General features: G+C 48.6%; 13 protein-coding genes. 9 read left to right on the forward strand and 4 right to left on the reverse strand.

Annotated elements, in window-relative coordinates:
* The first annotated feature begins 192 nt into the window (after nucleotides 1-192).
* The 6 genes from PAEVO_RS07810 to PAEVO_RS33720 all read left to right on the forward strand — a co-directional run bounded on the left by PAEVO_RS07810 (nucleotide 193) and on the right by PAEVO_RS33720 (nucleotide 5,161).
* Entirely contained in the window at nucleotides 193-675 is a 483-nt protein-coding gene (locus PAEVO_RS07810) for an Rrf2 family transcriptional regulator (protein WP_100537052.1), read from the forward strand.
* A gap of 21 nt (nucleotides 676-696) precedes the next feature.
* Nucleotides 697-1,689, forward strand: a complete 993-nt coding sequence (locus tag PAEVO_RS07815) for an LLM class flavin-dependent oxidoreductase (RefSeq protein WP_100537053.1) — start codon at nucleotides 697-699, stop codon at nucleotides 1,687-1,689.
* 142 nt (nucleotides 1,690-1,831) lie between these two features.
* Nucleotides 1,832-2,569, forward strand: coding sequence for a DUF4184 family protein (locus PAEVO_RS07820; RefSeq protein ID WP_100537054.1), 738 nt, complete (start codon nucleotides 1,832-1,834; stop codon nucleotides 2,567-2,569).
* A gap of 41 nt (nucleotides 2,570-2,610) precedes the next feature.
* Complete coding sequence (locus tag PAEVO_RS07825) at nucleotides 2,611-3,465, forward strand: protein phosphatase 2C domain-containing protein (RefSeq protein ID WP_100537055.1); 855 nt, start codon at nucleotides 2,611-2,613, stop codon at nucleotides 3,463-3,465.
* 180 nt (nucleotides 3,466-3,645) lie between these two features.
* Nucleotides 3,646-4,839, forward strand: coding sequence for an epoxide hydrolase family protein (locus PAEVO_RS07830; protein ID WP_100539366.1), 1,194 nt, complete (start codon nucleotides 3,646-3,648; stop codon nucleotides 4,837-4,839).
* Nucleotides 4,840-4,990: 151 nt separating this feature from the next.
* Nucleotides 4,991-5,161, forward strand: coding sequence for a hypothetical protein (locus PAEVO_RS33720; protein WP_165789629.1), 171 nt, complete (start codon nucleotides 4,991-4,993; stop codon nucleotides 5,159-5,161).
* A 147-nt stretch (nucleotides 5,162-5,308) separates the two neighbouring features.
* On the opposite strand, the gene PAEVO_RS07835 is transcribed toward PAEVO_RS33720, so the two are convergent.
* The 4 genes from PAEVO_RS07835 to PAEVO_RS07850 all read right to left on the reverse strand — a co-directional run bounded on the left by PAEVO_RS07835 (nucleotide 5,309) and on the right by PAEVO_RS07850 (nucleotide 11,675).
* Nucleotides 5,309-6,541, reverse strand: a complete 1,233-nt coding sequence (locus PAEVO_RS07835) for a Ger(x)C family spore germination protein (RefSeq protein WP_100537056.1) — start codon at nucleotides 6,539-6,541, stop codon at nucleotides 5,309-5,311.
* On the reverse strand, nucleotides 6,510-8,039 hold the full coding sequence (locus tag PAEVO_RS07840; RefSeq protein ID WP_100537057.1) for a spore germination protein: 1,530 nt from the start codon (nucleotides 8,037-8,039) through the stop codon (nucleotides 6,510-6,512). The genes PAEVO_RS07835 and PAEVO_RS07840 overlap by 32 nt, the downstream gene beginning before the upstream one ends.
* 3 nt (nucleotides 8,040-8,042) lie before the next feature.
* The gene (locus PAEVO_RS07845; RefSeq protein ID WP_100537058.1) at nucleotides 8,043-9,131 is read right to left on the reverse strand and encodes a GerAB/ArcD/ProY family transporter; all 1,089 of its coding nucleotides are present in this window, start codon (nucleotides 9,129-9,131) and stop codon (nucleotides 8,043-8,045) included.
* A gap of 486 nt (nucleotides 9,132-9,617) precedes the next feature.
* On the reverse strand, nucleotides 9,618-11,675 hold the full coding sequence (locus tag PAEVO_RS07850) for a GxGYxYP domain-containing protein (RefSeq protein ID WP_100537059.1): 2,058 nt from the start codon (nucleotides 11,673-11,675) through the stop codon (nucleotides 9,618-9,620).
* Nucleotides 11,676-11,991: 316 nt separating this feature from the next.
* Between PAEVO_RS07850 and PAEVO_RS07855 the strand changes: the two genes are divergently transcribed.
* The 3 genes from PAEVO_RS07855 to PAEVO_RS07865 all read left to right on the forward strand — a co-directional run bounded on the left by PAEVO_RS07855 (nucleotide 11,992) and on the right by PAEVO_RS07865 (nucleotide 18,639).
* On the forward strand, nucleotides 11,992-13,140 hold the full coding sequence (locus PAEVO_RS07855) for a GntR family transcriptional regulator (protein WP_100537060.1): 1,149 nt from the start codon (nucleotides 11,992-11,994) through the stop codon (nucleotides 13,138-13,140).
* Between the two features lie 165 nt (nucleotides 13,141-13,305).
* Nucleotides 13,306-15,537 (forward strand): hypothetical protein, encoded by a 2,232-nt coding sequence (locus PAEVO_RS07860; protein ID WP_100537061.1) that lies wholly within the window; start codon nucleotides 13,306-13,308, stop codon nucleotides 15,535-15,537.
* 24 nt (nucleotides 15,538-15,561) lie between these two features.
* The gene (locus PAEVO_RS07865; protein ID WP_100537062.1) at nucleotides 15,562-18,639 is read left to right on the forward strand and encodes an alpha-mannosidase; all 3,078 of its coding nucleotides are present in this window, start codon (nucleotides 15,562-15,564) and stop codon (nucleotides 18,637-18,639) included.
* Nucleotides 18,640-18,647: the final 8 nt, after the last annotated feature.

Here is an 18,647-nt window from a genome sequence, read left to right on the forward strand (position 1 = left end):
CTAATAACATGGTGCGTGGGTTATGGATGGGTTTCATTCTTCATCTGCATCAGGTCGGCTATGATTTTACATTCGGTTCGAATTCATATAAGATATAACGTGGATAATGTTTATCGTCTTTAATCGCGAATAGATGTATGGATGTGTTGTTAAGATATTGAACCGATATTTTCGTAAATTGAGGTGCTGCTTATGCATATGAAAACAGGCGTGGAACAGTCGGTGTATGCCCTGGTTCTATTGAATATGCTGCCGGACAAGGCGGTGCTGCCTGGGGAAGCGATTAGCCAGCAGCTGGGGACATCGGTAACCTATTTTCAGAAACTGTTAAGAAAGCTGGTAACAGCAGACATCATCACGTCTGTGCCCGGAATCAAGGGCGGTTTTAGATTAAAGAAGAAACCGGAGGATATCCGAGTATACGACGTATACCTCGCAGTGGAAGGGCAGCAATCTCTCTATTCATCCAACGGAATTCTAGTAGATTTGCTGGACTTGGAGAAAGAAGAAAGCTGCTGTCTGTTATCCGATTTAATGGAGGAAGCGGAGTCTTCCTGGAAGGCCGTATTAAAGCGGGAGACCATCGCATCACTGTCAGAGGAAATGTGCGGTGAACGCTTTAAGGACAAGGTTGCGGCTTTAGAGGAATGGATCAATAACAAAATGGTCATTTAACCGAGGAAGGGATGAAATCGCATGAGATTAAGCGTATTGGATCAGGCACCCGTAACAAGCGGGAACACGGCGGAAGGCGCCTTGAAAAAAGCGGAAGAACTGGCTATCCTGGCAGATGAATTGGGATACAGCCGAATGTGGATGGCCGAGCATCATGGAGGAAATACGTTTGCCAGCTCCGCACCCGAAGTGACGGCAGCCCGGCTTGCAGCCAAAACCGACCGGATTCGCATCGGTACCGGCGGCGTCATGATGATGCATTATTCTCCCCTTAAACTCGCGGAAGTGTTTAAGACGCTAAGCGCTTTTACTCCGGGAAGGATTGATTTCGGTGTAGGACGAGCGCCGGGCGGCGATACAAGTGCCATGTACGCTTTGTCGGAAGGGCGGCAGCTGATGCTTCATAATATGTATGATAAGCTTGCAATTACCATGCAACTCCTTCGTGATGAGGTCCCGGAAGATGAGCTGTATGCCCAAAACGCTGCTGCTCCAACCGGCGTTGCGCTGCCGGAAGTATGGCTGCTCGGCTCAAGTGGCAACAGTGCGTTAAAAGCGGCTCAGATGGGGGTTGGCTACTCCTTTGCGCAATTCTTTAACGGAGCGATGAGCAATGAGATCTTGGATCATTACCGCGATAACTACCAGCCATCCATATTCATGGAAAAGCCGGAGATTAACGTATCCTATATGGTGACTACGGCCGAAACGAAGGAAGAAGCCGAGTATGAAGCGCTGCCGCAGGATATTTTCCGTTTGATGATGAGCAAGGGTCGGATTACGCAGGTGCTGACGCCCGAAGAAGCTCAGAATGTGTCCTTAACGGAAATCGACCGGATGGCTATCCAGGAAGGCCGCAAGATTCATCTTGTGGGAGCGGTTCAAGATATCGCGGCACGCTTGCAGGAAGAGCAAGCCCACTACGGGTTTCAGGAAGCCATGATATGCAGCATTCCGCATACGCAGGAAAAGCGACTGGAGGTTTACCGCTTGCTCGCACGCGAACTGCTGTAATACTATAAAGTAGACTAGGGATAGGCGGATGCCTGTCCCTTTTTATAAAGGTGAAATTTTATTGATCCCTAACGAGAGTGAATCTGTTAGAATAGTAAAAAATTAGCTATTTTCATCATTCACACAGCAGTTAGGAGATCTTATGCCGTTTACATTCGCTCACCCCGTCATCACGATGCCTTGGTGGAAGAAGAAATCGCTGCCGGTGTCAGCCCTCATTATCGGCTGCATGGCACCGGATTTTGAATATTTTGTCCGATTTCGGGCAGCTGGTATATGGAGCCATGAGGGTCCTGGTATCTTGCTGTTTAATCTTCCCATGATCTTGCTCCTGTACGTTTTATTCGAGACCGTGGTACGACCCGTTCTATTCGTATATTTGCCTTCATGGTTCCCCTACCGCTGGGATCGGGAAGGGAAGCTCCCGACCTCACTTAAAGGTTGGCTTACCGTAACCCTCTTGGGATTGGTGGGCGTTGGCACGCACCTGCTGTGGGATCAGTTTACGCACAAAGGTGCCTGGATCGTGAATCAGATTCCTATACTTACCCAATGGATACATATCGACTCCGTACAAATACAGGTGTATAAATTATGTCAGCACGGCAGCAGTCTGTTGGGGCTGATTCTGATCGTATGGTGGATTCATCGCCATTTGTATGTAGCATCAACGCGAAGAGAGCATTCGTATCCGGTTTTACCTTTTTGGGGCGTATTTGTGGTGATTTATATTCTGGTTATGCTCATGGTCATGTTGAGAGTTGTTGATGGTGATGGGATGACGTTGGTATTACACCTTGTCGTTCCGGCCATCAGCAGCTTTCTGCTTGCAATACTTGTAGCTTGTCTTGTCTTTTGGCGGGCTGCAAGGGGTAAGTAGCATATCTAGTACACAAAATCGGAATTAACAGGAGGATGGTTATGGTAACCGTTGAGCAATTCACGCATAGGGGAATCCATTTCTTAAATGAAGATGCACTAGTCGTAAACGAGCGAGCTGCCGTGTATGGCGTGTTAGATGGGGTTTCATCCATCGTCCCATACCTTAGCGACAAGAAGGAAACCGGAGGTTACATCGCTGCTCAAGCCGTGAAAAACTACTTCGAATCACTGGACCGGGTCGAACAGCTTACGGAGCATGCTGCGGCAGCGAACCAAAAGCTAAGAGAGCTTATGGTGCAAGCCAATATCAACCTGGAGGAAAAAGATGGGCTTTGGGGTACTGCTCTTGCTCTTGTACGAATTCAAGAGGATCGCGTGGAATTTATACAGACAGGCGACTGCATGATTCTTGCCGTATACCAAGATGGAGAGGTTCGCCCGTTGACCTGGAGACAAGTCGCTCATTTAGAATCTCCGGCCATCGAGAAATGGGAGGAAGGCGTGAATAAGGGATTGTCCAATCAAAAAGACCTCCACGGGACGGTTATGGATATCATCAGGGAGAATCGCTTTCAGAGTAACACGAATGGAGGCTATGGCGTATTGAACGGGGAAGCCCGAGCCGCCCATTTTCTCGAATACGGAAAGATCAACAGGTCACGATTGAAGCACGTGATCTTGTTATCGGATGGTTTATTCTGGCCTTCCAAGGATGTGCCCAGTGATCGATCCTATTGGGACTATACCGTGCAGCGTATACTCGAAATGGGTGTTGAGCAGTATGCACATGAATTGCTAGAGATCGAAGAGGCTGACCCTGAATGCCTAACCTATGCAAGATTTAAAAAATCCGATGATAAAACAGGTATGGTGCTTCACTTTAACAGCCCTTAGATGGTCAATCGATAAAGCGTTTATGGTCTCCCAGAGCCCGTGTATATCACGGGTTCTTTCTTGATTTCGGAATGATGAGGCATCCTTATAATTAGGGGAATCCTTCCACGAAATACTGACATATTGTCGTCAGTGTTTCGCATCTATAATGAAGAAAAAATTCGAAAGCGAGGTTATCCCATGTCTAACGATCATCACGATACCAAGTACCAAGATAAAATCTCGATCCGTCCCTTCAATATGAACATCCCTCAACGGAACATTGACGAGCTGCGAGCTCGTTTAGCTCAGACCCGGTGGCCTTCTCAATTACCTGGAGCTGGATGGAATCGGGGGATTCCTGTCGCGTATCTTAAAGAGCTGGTGGAATACTGGCAGAATGAATATGACTGGCGTGAGTATGAGCAGCAGCTTAATGCATTTCCGCAATTTATAACGGATATTGAGGGTCAGCAGATTCACTTTCTACATGTACGATCTCCCGAGCCTGATGCCCTACCGTTGATCATGACGCATAGTTGGCCAAATTCCATTGTTGAATTCATAAATATGATTGGACCACTATCCAATCCAAGAGCATACGGTGGAGATCCAAGCATGGCATTTCATATCGTGGCACCTTCACTTCCAGGGTTCGCTTTTTCCACTTTTCCGGAGCCGGCAGATGAGAGACCATGGAGCATCAAACGCGTAGCCCGTGTTTGGGCTGAGCTGATGCGCAGACTCGGTTATGAAACTTATGGGGCACATGGCAACGATGCGGGCGCTTTAGTTTCCCCCGAGTTGGCTATCCTTGATGCTGAGCATACGATTGGTGTTCATATTACAGGAGGGCTGGGTATCCCGATGGGAGACCCGAATGAATTGGATGGACTTAGTGAGGAGGAAATGGCCGAATTCACCCGTCTTGCCGAGCTTTTTGCAGGAGGAAGCGGTTATGCACCTTATCTGTCCAATCGGCCGCAGACACTCAGTTATGGGCTTCTTGACTCACCGGTAGCTGGACTTGCTTACCTTGTCGAGCGGTTTAAAGAATTTGACGGATGGCCCAACAACTCAGAAGAGCTACCTCAAGAACCGATCCATAAAGATTTGCTGCTCACCAACGCAACGTTATATTGGTTCACGCAGACAGCGGCTTCCTCGTCCTGGACTTATTATGAAGGGGCAGCCGGGATGCCAGCAAATCAAATGAAAGTACCGACAGGGGTTTCACACGGGGGAGGTTCTGTCTTCCGGCGTATTGCTGAAGCCAAAAACAACATTGTGCACTGGTCAAATCGAGAGAGTGGTAGTCATATGGTTGCCATGGCAGACCCGGATTCGCTCATTGAGGATATCAGAGTATTTTTCAGCAAGCTTCGCTGGCTTTAGGCACGTTGTGAAATCGGTATAAAACAAGAGCATCATTAGAAGGGTTTGGGGCCCTATATCATGAAAAATATACAAACGTGCTTTGCCTAACAACATTTTCATGTCCGAATCATATTTTATTGTAATGGCATGGAAGCGGGAGGTATGTGGCATGGGCCAACGAACGCAAAGAAAACGAAGACAGCAAACAACCTCGCATAAAGCTACGATTAAACAATTGGCGTTTATTGCAGCTATCTTAGTGTTAATTGCCTCAGCTATAGGCCTCTACGTTGCATACGATGACTTGTTCGAGGATGAAGACGTGGAAGTTATCGTATAACAAAGCGTGTTGGGACAAACCGATCCAAAAAACGTTTATTTATCTTTTTCATATATGGCACATGAAGGTTCCACTTCAATACAAAGGCAGCCGTTCTTGACCATTAGAACAGGCTGCCTTTGATATGGCTTCTTTTTATGGCAAGAGTCAGGAATCTGCTTCGTTTTTGGTCGTAGGTGTCATTGGACCATTTTGATGGGGGAGCAATTTCATGCCAGCGTGCTCCAGATGGACTTCGACGTGAACGGTCTCCAGAGCGTCTGCTTCAATCGGTTGGGCAGAGGACTGATTGATTTTTTTCCAAAGCTGGGGGTCCTTCCTGAACAATACGTGCTCAAAACCGAAGAGGTCCGTTTTTGAAGTTACCCCATTTTTAAACGTAGCTAGAATTTCCTTGCGTACTTCCTTAGCTGCCTGTAGTTCCATATCCGTCTTGTTCATATCATCGAGCGCTTCCACCACGTTTCCAGTTAACTTGACGCTAACGTGGTATTTAGGCATGCCGTTGACAATCTTTAGTTTCCTGCGGATTTTGGGGTTCGATAAAACCAAGATTCCAGCTAATTCGCCACTCTTATTTGTAATCAGGATGTGTGAACGTTTCGTATCGGCTTCTAGCCAGCGCAAACCGGTGAGCTTGTCATTGGTGAATAAGCCTTTCGATTCCCCTTTGGCTATAGGAAATACTCCGTTAACCACCAACTTCGGATTTTCTTTTTGGTTTAGGCTCCATGTCTTTTTATCAATCGTGAGATTTGGAAGCAGCATCGTCCAGCCTGGTTCTGTCATCAGCGCCATGAAATCGAAATATCGAATGGGTTCAATATAGGATCTCTGTTTATATTCCTCAACAGGTTCATGGGCTAATGTGTTTAACGGGGAAAGGTTGAAAAACGCCGGGACATTCAATAGTTGTTCGATCGAATCCTTTGTGCCAAATACCCACGGGGTCATTCGAACCTCCTGATAACGGCCGATGGTATCCAATTTGGTTAGGACATTCGATTTCAATACGTTCTCACTAATGAGTATACAGGAAATATGGCTCCAGACCGTTCGTTCCTGGGAAGAATCATAGATGGCATTGATCGCCATGTCCAAGGTCCTGCCCTTTGTTTTGGAAGTCCATATTTGGGAGGGCTTTTCCGCCTTACCGGTTTCGGTTTTGGCAACGGATGTAAAATCCATCATCTGAGTGTAAACAACAAAGTGATCCCCTTCTTGATCGATTCCGATGGCCGTGATGTAATTGATGTCTTGTATTTCCTTGATGTCCCAGCAGCCTGTTAACATATTGAGAATGACCATTAACCACATTAATTTTAGGATTCTGACGCAAATTGTCATCTCATGTAGGTTCCCTTTCTTCAGATGTGTCATCTATCGTTTGATACATTTGCGGTCGTTTTTTGTTGAAAGCCCAAGGTTTTTTCAAGAGGGAATTCATCAGATCTTTGATGGTTAATGGTGACAAAGGAGCTAAATACGGAAGACCGAAGGATTCCAACACAGAGAGATATGCAATGAGGCTTAGTACTCCAATGAAGAATCCAAGCATCCCCAGCAAGGAGGACCAGATTAACACATAGACTCGGATAATGCTGACCGTCCCACTTAGCGTCTGATTAACCAAAGTAAAAGTTGCGACCGCTGTCGTTGCAGATACAACCAGCATGGTTGGTGATGTAAGGCCCGCGCGGATGGCGGCATCACCGATAATCAGACCGCCTAACACTGCGATGGTTTGACCGACTGCTTTGGGCAGCCTGATGCCAGCCTCTCTGAAAAGTTCGAACATACCCAGCATTAACAGGATCTCCATCGGCCCGGACAGCGGAAGCCCGAACCGGGAAACGGTAACGGTCGCTAGAAGCAGAAAGGGGAGCTGATCCATGTTATAGCTTGTCAGCGCTACCCAAAATCCCGGCAGCATAATGGCGAGAAAGAGACCCAGCAGCCTGAGAAGTCGCTCAAAGATTACAAAGTAATAAGGAAAATAGGAATCTTCTGGCGTTTTTAATAATTCCATCAAATTGCATGGGGCTATTAATGCCATTGGCGAACCATCCACAAGAATAACGAAACGTCCTCGAAGCAAGCACTCCACTACAAAATCCGGTCTGCCAATGTAGTCCATCAGCGGAAACAGGGAGAGAGTAGAATCGGAAAGGGCTTCTTCCAGTTGACCGCTGGTTACGAGAGCATCGACTTGGATGCCTTTTAATCGCTCTTTAGCCTCGTTGACTACTTCCGGGCGTATGATATCGGAAATGTACAGCAGCGAAACTCGGGTCTGACTGCGTTCGCCGATAACCATTTGTTCATTATGGAGCGTGGCGGTGCGCAGTCTTTTTCTGACGAGTGCCACGTTCGTGATGATATCCTCCGTAAAAGCGTCTCTTGCGCCTTTGATGGCCACCTCGGTATTGGATTCCTCAGGCTGTCTATTGGGACGCGCGGCGATATCGATGGAATAAAAGCATTTTTCGGTTGAAAAAAATAGTATCAATCGCCCTTCAAAGAGAAGCTTTACAACATCGGCATGCTTGTTAACTTCACTCCATTCCATCGATTTATCCAGTTCTCTGGCAAGTGGTTCCCAATCTTTGAAGTGCTCCAGCTTTTCTTCCAGATCCGGCAGCACGTATTGAGTCATCACCATGGCATCAACCATACCTTCACTGTAGATCAGCAAAGCAGGAATCGCACTAACATTCTTTGCCGGGAAGGATTTGATGACAACGTCTGCGGAAGAGGCAAACATGGAACGCAGGGTATGTTCATCCAATGTGTCGAAAGTGGGCTGACGGTCAACAGCACCCCGTACTTGTTTTGAATTTCGACGGAACATTCGATTTCGAGGTCTGTGATGTGTCATCGTCTACCCGCCCCCTTTTGTTTTAGGTCTAAATGTGACTACGATCGCAATGAACAGTGTCAGCCCAGATAGGAAGCCAAGGAATGCAAGTGAATATTTGCCCAGAACGAATAACTCGATTTGTCTATCGATTACCGGAATTAAAGAGAAGGCAGACAATGCCACCCCGAGCCCTAACAAATACCAAAAGCGCCGCTTGGATTTTTTAAAGGATATGCCATCCGCCATTATAAACAGGAAAAGAGAGATACGGATTAATGTCCCTGAAATCCATTGGTATAGAGCCAGAAAATCGACATGCGTTATATATTTCGTAATCGTGACCAGCATCCACTGTTCGTAAGCGGGATAGCGGGATTCCATCGCAGGAACAGGACCGAATGTGGCGATCGCTCCCATCAACGGTCCAAGCGTGAGCCCACCGAGAAGGACGGATAATATAACAATGGAGAGGTAGTTCATCTTTCGTTTCATATGATGCTGAAGAAAGATCAGCACAATCATCTCCATAAAACCGCCGCCGGCTACCATCATGCTCTTGAGCATCGGGGTGTAACCTTCTACGAATAGTGGTGTCAACAAGGAATAGTCCTTATATTGAAGATTCGACACAGCTACAAAATGGCCCAATACCCACACGATGGGAAGTAAGATTCCGGATATAATGGCTATTGAGCGAATGCCGTTATTCGCCACATAAACGCATAACAGAATAATGGCCAGCGAGACGACCGTTTTGGGCGTTTGCGGTAGGTAGGTGACCCGAATCCAAGTCGCTGTTTCTCTTAAAATGACCATGGACATCCAAAAAAAGTAGAGTGTCATGATACTCACAAATATCCAACCGACGACCGAACCAAAACAATCCTTGAACCAGGTGAATATCGATTGCTGCTGCGTTCGTTTCATGATAAAGAACAAAATGTAGACCCAGCCAATATGCAGGATCATCGTCAGCAGGGTACCCATCCATGCGTCACGGCCCGCGTACTGCAGAATAAGCGGAATCAGGATAACATGATTGGTGATACCCAATGACAACAGCATGATGAAGTAGACCTCAATCGATGATATCTTTTTGCTAGTGGGCATTATACTAATCTCCATACAAGGGAATACATGCTAATCGATATAGTGAGTATTCACCATTTGCCGCATTTTATGTATAAGAGAAGGAAGTACAGCAGAGAGTCCTTCAAATTCATAACTAGTTCGAGCATCTGTCGAATGGATGTGGTTTTTGCGATTACCCAAGAAATAATCAGGGGAAATCATCTGGCTGCAGATTAATTTGACATCGTAAATCGGGTCGATTGATGGGGGAGGGGAGGGTTGAACGATATTAATTAATGATATTAACTAAATTAATTAACGGCATTAAACACCATCAATGAATAGTGATTGCGTGGTCAATTAATGTCGTTAACTAATTTTATTTAATGACATTAAATATTTTCTCTAAAGGCCGTAAACAAGGGGGAGGGCAGGATATCTATTACATCATAAAAGCATCGCAGGTCCAATCCTAATCGGACCTGCGATGCCCCTATACATCTGTCACTTGTTTAACAGGAATCATCATTTCTTAATTGGCGGCAAGTTGTAGCTTTCACGGATCAGAGAGAAATAATGATCGGCGCGAACGACTTTGAAATCTGCCCCGAGCTGTTCGGTCAGGGCCAGCGCATCGGAAGGGGTCATGCTCCATGCGAGCATACCGAGTGAGACAAACAACGGTGACTTACCGTCCCAATTCGCTTTGGCTTCATTGAGCACCTGCAATCCGTCTTGAACGGTGCTGATCCCGCGGATCGTGGATACGGGCAGGCTGTCGCCAACGATTTCAACCCCGTATTTGTCTTCATAACTAATAAATAAACCGGGTACGTTATATTCCTCCTCATATGCTTTTGCTTTAAACGGAGATAACTGCACATTCTCGCTATCGACTCGGTTCAGAACATAAGGGATCGTCATTCCCGTCTTTTTCAGATATTTCTCGGTTTGCCGTAAAAACTGCTGGAAGCTTGCATCCGGCCAAGGACTAGGGTAAAAATATCCGGCACCAGACGGCCCGGCAATCAGCAAATCGTTCTCTGTAGCCGAGTTGAGATAATAATTCAAAATCGCGGGAGCACCTTCATAGAGCAGCGGGCTGGAGGTCCAGTTGATCGGAACTTTGCCCCGGGCCGGGTCATCCCACATGACGCGCATGCGATGCTGGTTATATTGAAAATTGTCTCCTTCCGTAAAGGTATAGGTCACGTAGATTTTGTTCTCAAGTGCCGGTTGTGGAGGTGTTTTCGCGAGCTTGAACTTCGGCTTGGTTCCGGAGAAAACGGTCAGATTGCTGAACCAATCGGCCGCCAGAACATACACGCCATAACGGGAAGCGATCTCGACCGAGCTGAACTCGCCCTCCACATCATTGCTGAACCAGCCAAGGTAAGGAGTACCCGGCTCCACATCGGACATGATTTTCTCGAAGAGCGCTTTTTGCTCAGGCACATTAGAATCGAGCCAGAATACCATCGCTTTATTGGCAACGGCGTAATCTCGTAAATAGCCATAGGGCTCCTGCTGCTCGGCAGAAGGAGGGCGGATATTCCCCGCCGAAACCTTGTACTGATTCCACATATCGACTTCAGCGGTCAGTTTCTCAGTTCCCGCAGGAGGGGTGAATTCATATACAAAATAACTGCCGTTATCGGCAAAGCGGTGCCCGCCTGAGCCTTCACTAAACTTGGAGTTTTGCCGATCATAGAGATAAGTCTCTTCTTCAGGGGTTCCTGCGATGAAGGTCGCTATCTCTTTGCCGTCTGCCTTAACCGTCACTTCATGTACCGCGGGTCCCCAACCATCCTGGGTGAAAGCATCATCAAAGCGCAGATAAACCGATGATTCTCCCAAGAGGGAGGAGAGGTCGAGGTTATAAGTATCACGGTTGCTTGCATCCCGCACCTGCTGCTTCTCTTCTGCAATTGTCACGAACGATTCAGGCAGTCCGGAAGGAATACGAATCGCTGTATCCGGATCCAGCCCGATCAGCATCTGATGAGTTGTCTGCTTCCACAGATGCTCATATTGCCAGGTGTATGCTTCAAGCCGGCTATCGAATTTGCCGCGAAGATCGTCCAGAATCTTCAAGTCGTATGGAGCTTTGGACAATTTATCGGCCAGCTCAGGGCTGGCAACGACCGCCTTCTTCAAACCTGCGAGCGTGGTGGCGACATTAATCGTGTCAGGAACTTCCGGATCATATACAATCATGCCTTTTGCCTCGCTGCGATAAGCGGAGAACACGTCCCAATAATCTTCATGAAGCGTGTAAGGCACGTTTATATCGTTAAGCCAGGTCATTTTCCCTTCTTCCTGGGATTCAATCAAATAGATCCGGGGCTGTTCCCTGTTAACGATTCCCTGCAAGGTCCCTAACAACAATTTAATGTCACCTGGCGCATCATAAATATCTGCGGCGTCCAAATGCTTAGGCTTCTTGAAACTTGGCAGTTCACGATGATTGGAGCCGTCAGTTTGCGCTGACTGTGGATCCGTTTCGGAAGCGTAAGCTGCGCCGGTCGTTAATGAAAAAGCACATAGGATGGCTAAACAGAGAATCGTGAATCTACGAGCCATGGCGAATTCACTCCTTGTTATGGTCTATGGTCAGAAATTGAAGCGTGTGTTCATCCGTAAACCTCTATCCTCCTTTTGCGGCCCATTAGCAGGTCAACACGCTTATCAACACATATTAAATATATTCAAATATAGATTTACAAGTGGTTCGACAAAACTTCCTATAATTCTTGAAAATTAGGCAATTTAAACACAGGTATAGCAAGGGTTTGTCGTCATGGGCTGTTGATCGACTCATGCTTGTTTATTGCGCTTGTATGTGTAAGGATATATTATATATTTCAAATATCATGAATGAATTGGTGATGTGATTAGAATGAGTGTAAACGATCGAATTCCGTTGTATCAGCAAATCCAGGACTATATCCGACACGTCATAGCAACAGAAAATATGAAGCCAGGTGATCGTATTCCGACAGAGAAGGAGCTGATGGATCAGTTTCATGTCAGTAAAATAACGGTTGCCAACGCCCTGACCGGATTAGCGAATGAGAAATTAATTGCCCGCGTCCCGGGCAAAGGCAGTTTTGTAGCAGAGGAGGCCAACTTCTTACCTGCGGGCCAGGCATCGACTACGCCGCTTAAGGGAAGAGACGGGAAACGGGCCACGGGCATGATTGGCGTGATTATGCCCACCATCCATGATTATTTCGCGATCAGACTTATCGAGGGCATCCAAGAGGCACTGAATGACGAAGGTTATCGGAGCATGATCATGTTGACTGACGGCAAGCTGGAAAAAGAAAAGGACGCCATCAAAGAGCTGAAGGCACTCGGAGCCGAAGGCCTGTTAATTTTCCCGGTCGACGAGGAGAACTACAACGAGGAAATACTGGGTATGAAGCTGTCTGGGTTTCCTTTTGTGCTGATTGACCGGTATTTGCCTGGGGTCGAAACGCATTATATTGCCGCCGATGGAAGGCGCGGCACGAGACTCGCCGTTGAACATCTATGGGAGCTGGGACACCGGAACATCGCCATATGCTCCGATTCTCCCCTTCAAACCGTCACCGTTCAGGAGCGGATCGAAGGATATATTGATGCACTAAAGGACAAAGGCGCGTTAATCAATCCGGCGCATATGATTACGGATTTCAAACCGCTGAGCGTGCTAAAGGATGCCGAAGCTCATCCACTGTACCGGTATATCCGAAATCGTATGGTTACCGCCTATATTTCGCTAAACGGGAGATTGGGCGTACAAATCTATCAGATGGCTAAGCAAGCGGGGCTTAACGTGCCGGAAGACGTTTCGATCGTCAGCTTCGACGATCCGACTTCCATCGTGGAGGAATTCAGCATATTTACCCATGTCAAGCAGTTTGAATGGGATATGGGATATCAGGCTGCCGGCAAACTGCTCGAAGTTTTACGCGGTCATGGAGAAGTGAAGAGCTACAGCAAATTGTTGATTGAGCCTGAGCTTGTGATCCGCCAAACTTCGGGTCATGTTCCACAAACTTAATCATTACGCTAAGGAAGAGCCCTTTCCGTTAACTAACGGAGAGGGCTTTTTTTAATTCTCACTAAAAAACATATTGAATATATTAATATTATATATTATATTCTAGAAAATGATGGATTACCTAGAAGCACAAGTACATCTAACCTGAGCAGGGAGGTTGAGAACGTGCCAAAAGATCGCAGAGAAGAGCGAACCGGGTTTCAGGAATCGGCTCCGTATCATCCCGACTATGATCTTCAGACTGACTTTGTGATGGTCTACGGAATTGACGAATCGATGCCGGAGCGCATTCAGCAATGGAAGGAAAAGGGATATATCGTCCATCTGATGACAGGCGTCGCATGGGGGACATACAACAACTATCTGGACGGGGAGGTTGACGGCTTATCCCATTGGGATGAAGCTCAGACCGATCGTCACGGGGAGATGATCCTGCATGGCAAACGACCGGTTATTCCTTACATGGTGCCAACGATTTCCTTTGGCCGCTATCTAGCGGATCGAATACGGATCGCGGTTGATGCGGGCGTCGAGGCCATCCATCTGGAGGAGCCGGAATTCTGGGTGAATGGCGGTTATTCGGAAGCGTTTAAGCGGGAATGGCTGCTGTTTTACAAAGAGCCATGGATTCCACCGCACACTTCACCTGACGCACAATACCGAGCCTCCAAATTGAAAGCGCATTTATACACGCGTGTGCTGGACCGGTTATGTGCAGAGATGAAGGATTACGCACTAACTCGTTACGGCCGAGTCCTTCGCTTTTACGTTCCGACCCATAGTCTGATCAATTATACGCAGTGGCGAATCGTCAGCCCGCAATCCGGACTCGTTGAGCTTCCATCCATTGACGGATACATTGCACAGATCTGGACGGGTACATCAAGGACGCCAAACGTGTATGAAGGGCAACGCAAGGAACGAACGTTTGAAACCGCTTACCTTGAATATGGTGTGATGCAGGAGCTGGTTCGCGGAACTGACAGACGCATGTGGTTCTTGCATGATCCGATCGAAGATAACCCGAACCACACATGGGAGGATTACAAACAGAACTACTTAAAGACCGTTGTCGCCTCACTGCTGCATCCCGGGGTTGCCCATTACGAAGTTTCACCCTGGCCGCGAAGAATCTTTAAAGGAACTTATCCATCCGATGACGGCTCGGGTAAGGAGTCCATCCCGTCGGACTATGCAACGACGCTGCTCCAGGTCATGCATACGCTGGGCAACATGGGCCAGGAAGTGATCGTATCGGCGGAAGATGAAATCCAAGTTGGCGTTCTTATTGCCGACTCCGCTATGTTTCAACGGATGAAGCCGGAACCGGAAGCGCCCGATGCCGGCAAATACGACGGTACCGACCCTGAAGGATTTCAGGCGGAAGGGGACACGGAGCTTCTTGATTTTTCCCCTTTTTACGGTCTGTCGCTGCCGCTGCTGAAGCATGGAATACCCGTTCGTCCGCTTCAGCTGGATAATGTAAGGCGGTATCCCGGGTATTTGGCTCCATACCGAGTGCTGGTTCTGAGCTATGAATTCTTCAAACCGGAGTATCCGGACATTCATAATGCGCTTGCCCAGTGGGTGCACGAAGGCGGGGCGCTGATCTATGCGGGCGATGACAGCGACCCGTATCATGGCATTCGTTCATGGTGGAACCATGATCATAAGGATCAACCGTTTGGCTCGAAGTACAACTCACCGCGAGAGCATCTGTTTGAGCAGCTTGGTCTGAAGGAGAAAGCGGAAGGTATCCATCGGGCAGGAAAAGGCGTCGTGTGCTGGTTGGATCAACATCCGACTGAACTTGCCCTATCCAAAGCCGGGGCAGACCGGCTGCGGCACGCTGTCCAAGCCACGCTGGAGGCACTTCAAGGCACAGAACGAACGGTGATTCCCAAACATTATTTCAAGCTCAAACGAGGTCCTTATCTTATCGTTTCGGTTCTTGAGGAATCGATCACCGATGAGCCGTTGAACATCGCAGGCCCGGTTGTGGACTTGTTCGATCCAAAGCTATCCGTTCTGCCTCAGGTTATGTTAAGTCCAGGGAAACAAGCACTGCTCTATGATGTTGAGGCCGGACGCCCTTCGGACGGCAAGGTATCCGTTATTGCCGCTTCCTCCCGCATCGAGAATCTTGTCCAGACGGAATCAGGTTTCCGATTCATTGCGAGAGGGCCGTCCAATCTGCAGGCAAGCGCGAGATTATACTGCCCAACAGAGCCGATATCTGTCCAGTACATCATTCAGGATCAAGCCGTACCTGCCGGATGGGCATGGGATCCGCAGTCGCTAACCGTCCTGCTGCAGTACGAACATGGCGGCGCGAACCTGGCAGAGATCCAGGTTGATTGGACAGCGCAATTCATACCTGAGCCTGCAACCGATTGATGCCATAGAGAGGAGCAAATCATCATGCCATACGAACCGATAAGGCTGGAACCGTTAAAACAAATGTTAAAGCATCTCCGGGAAGCTATATATGAGCCCGTTGCCGAGTTGGGAGTGACGGCATGGGTTACGCCCGAGCCCGTATCGTACATGGATCGAATGACAGGCACGCCAATGACGCTTGTCCATGGAGAACGATGGGGCAGACTGTGGGACTGTGCCTGGTTCCGTTTTACCGGGAGTCTTCCGGCTAATTGCCGTAAGGAAAACGTCGTCCTCTTACTCGACATCAACGGCGAGTTGTGTCTGGTAGACCAGGAAGGTTCGCCGGTTCAGGGATTGACTACCGTGAATTCGGAATTCGATTTTTCATTAGGACTCCCCGGCAAACGTGTTGTCCGGCTTCATGAGATGTACATGAACGGATCTGACATTGAAGTATGGGCAGATGCAGGCAATAACGATCTCTTCGGCAAATATCGGGGAGGAACCTTGAAAGAGGCTGTCATTGCGATCTGCCGGGAAGACATTCGAGGTCTCTATTACGATGTCGAAGTGCTATTGGAAGCTGCGGAGCAGCTCCCTGCCGGAACCGCACGCAAAGAGAGAATCTATCAGGCGCTGTATGACGTATCATTGCAGCTTACGGATTTCTCGCCGGAACCGATCAATCAAGCGAAGAGGCAATTGGATAAACAATTACGCTTGCAGGGGGGCGATCCGGTCTTAACGATCAGCGCGGTGGGTCATGCACATATTGATTTAGCCTGGTTGTGGCCCATCCGCGAAACGATCCGGAAAGGTGCCCGAACGTTCTCGACCGCACTTCGCATGATGGAACGCTATCCGGAGTATGTATTCGGCGCAAGCCAGCCCCAGCTATACGACTGGATGAAGTTGCATTATCCCGCGCTATATGAACAGATCAAGGAGCGGGTACGTGAAGGCAGATGGGAACCGCAGGGGGCCATGTGGGTGGAATCGGATACCAATGTGCCGGGCGGTGAATCCCTGGTACGCCAGATCCTGTACGGCAAGCGATATTTTCAGCAGGAATTCGGTTTGGAGATGAAATCGCTCTGGATGCCGGACGTATTCGGTTACTCCGCAAGCCTGCCGCAGCTGCTCAAGAAGTCGGGCGTGGATTACATGATGACCCAGAAGCTCTCCTGGAGCGAGTATAATCGACACCCTCACCATTCCTTTCTATGGGAAGGGATTGATGGTTCCGCCGTATTAACGCATATGCCGCCTGAAGATACGTACAACAGCCCGGCGGCCCCGCGTTCCATCGCCAAAGCGGAGCGGGAATATTTAGATAAAAATGTATCCGCCCATGCCCTGATGCTCTTTGGCATTGGCGACGGCGGAGGCGGTCCGGGCGAAGAGCATTTGGAGCGGCTGGCACGCGAGAAGAACCTGCTCGGCCTGTCCCCCGTCAGGCAGGAGCCCTCATGGAAGTTCTTTGAGCGATTGAATGAAGAACGCGAGTCATTCCAGACCTGGCGCGGTGAGCTTTATCTGGAGAAGCATCAAGGCACCCTGACCAGCCAGGCCCGAAGCAAACGGTACAACCGAAAGATGGAGAAAGCACTGCGCGAGCTGGAGTTTGCTTCCGTGCTGGCTGCCCGGTTAGGCAAGACATACCCATCCGAAACGCTGGAGACGATCTGGAAGGAAGTCCTGCTGTATCAATTCCACGATATTCTTCCGGGATCTTCAATTAAGCGGGTGTACGATGAGTCGTTAGAGCGGTATGAAAAGCTCCTTTCACAAACGGAAGCCATGATTACTGAAACCTACCGCTATCTGGCAGACCACATTTCACACGATGCCGAGGCTTCTTCTGGAACTGTCGTGTTCAATTCGCTGCCTTGGGAACGCCGGGAGTGGCTGCGCTCAAATGGACGATGGCATAACGTGTTGGTTCCATCGATGGGCTACGCCGTCATATCAGATGTCGCCGATCCTGGCCTTGGAGTCGAAGATGAAGTAGCGTCAGGGATCGAAATGCTTCTGGAAACACCGGAGACGGAAATAGACGTTACAGCCTCGGAACGAAGTCTGGAGAATGACAAATTGATCGTTACATTTGAGCAAAATGGAGGCATTGTATCGATCCTGGATAAGGCGGAAGCACGCGAAGTCATTCAGCAAGGCCGCTCGGGTAATGATCTGCGCGTGTATCATGACGACGGGGATGCCTGGGATTTCCGTCATGATTATTCGGCGAATCCAGGTAAGCCGTTAAATCTCCTTCATATTCAGGAGCTGCGGGACGGCCCGCGAATCGGGCTGGTCTTCGAATATGCTTATGGGGAATCCACGCTGACTCAGAGCGTTGTGCTAACGGAGGGCAGCCGGCGCATCGATTTCGAGACGGTCGTTGATTGGAGAGAGAACGGCAGGATGCTAAGAACCTCGTTCCCGGTCAATATACGCACGGATCAGGTTCACTGCGAAATTCAGTTCGGCAGCTTGAGCAGACCGACCCACCGCAATACGATGTGGGATTTTGCGAAAGATGAGATTTGCGCTCATCAATGGGTTGACTTATCGGAGCCGGATTATGGTGTCGCGCTGCTCAATGATTGCAAATACGGCCATCGGGCGATCCATAACGTGCTGGATCTGCATTTGCTCCGCAGCAGCTCTTATCCGGATCCGGAAGCGGACCGCGCGGAGCACCGATTCACCTATTCGTTATATCCGCATCAAGGGAACCATGTCCAAGCCGAAATCTACCGAAGAGGCAATGAGCTGAACATCCCGCTTCGTACGATGACCATGCCTTCCAAGCCTGATCAAGAGGAAGGAAAGCTTCCTTCATCCGAAGCATTTCTGCGACCGGATCATCCGAGCATTATGGTGGAATCCGTCAAGAAAGCCGAGGATGGTGACGACATCATCATTCGTCTGTACGAAACATCGGGAACACGCGCCAACACGGCACTTCATTTCGGATTTGAAGCGGCCGAAGCCTGGACTACGGATCTGATGGAAAACATCCTTACTGCGCTGCCGATTGACAAAATATCCAATACCATTGCGCTTTCCTTCACGCCGTTTGAAATCATCACGCTGCGTTTGAGATTCCGTTAATATAACCG

Source organism: Paenibacillus sp. GM2FR (assembly GCF_002803325.1).
Lineage (GTDB): Bacteria > Bacillota > Bacilli > Paenibacillales > Paenibacillaceae > Paenibacillus_AQ > Paenibacillus_AQ lautus.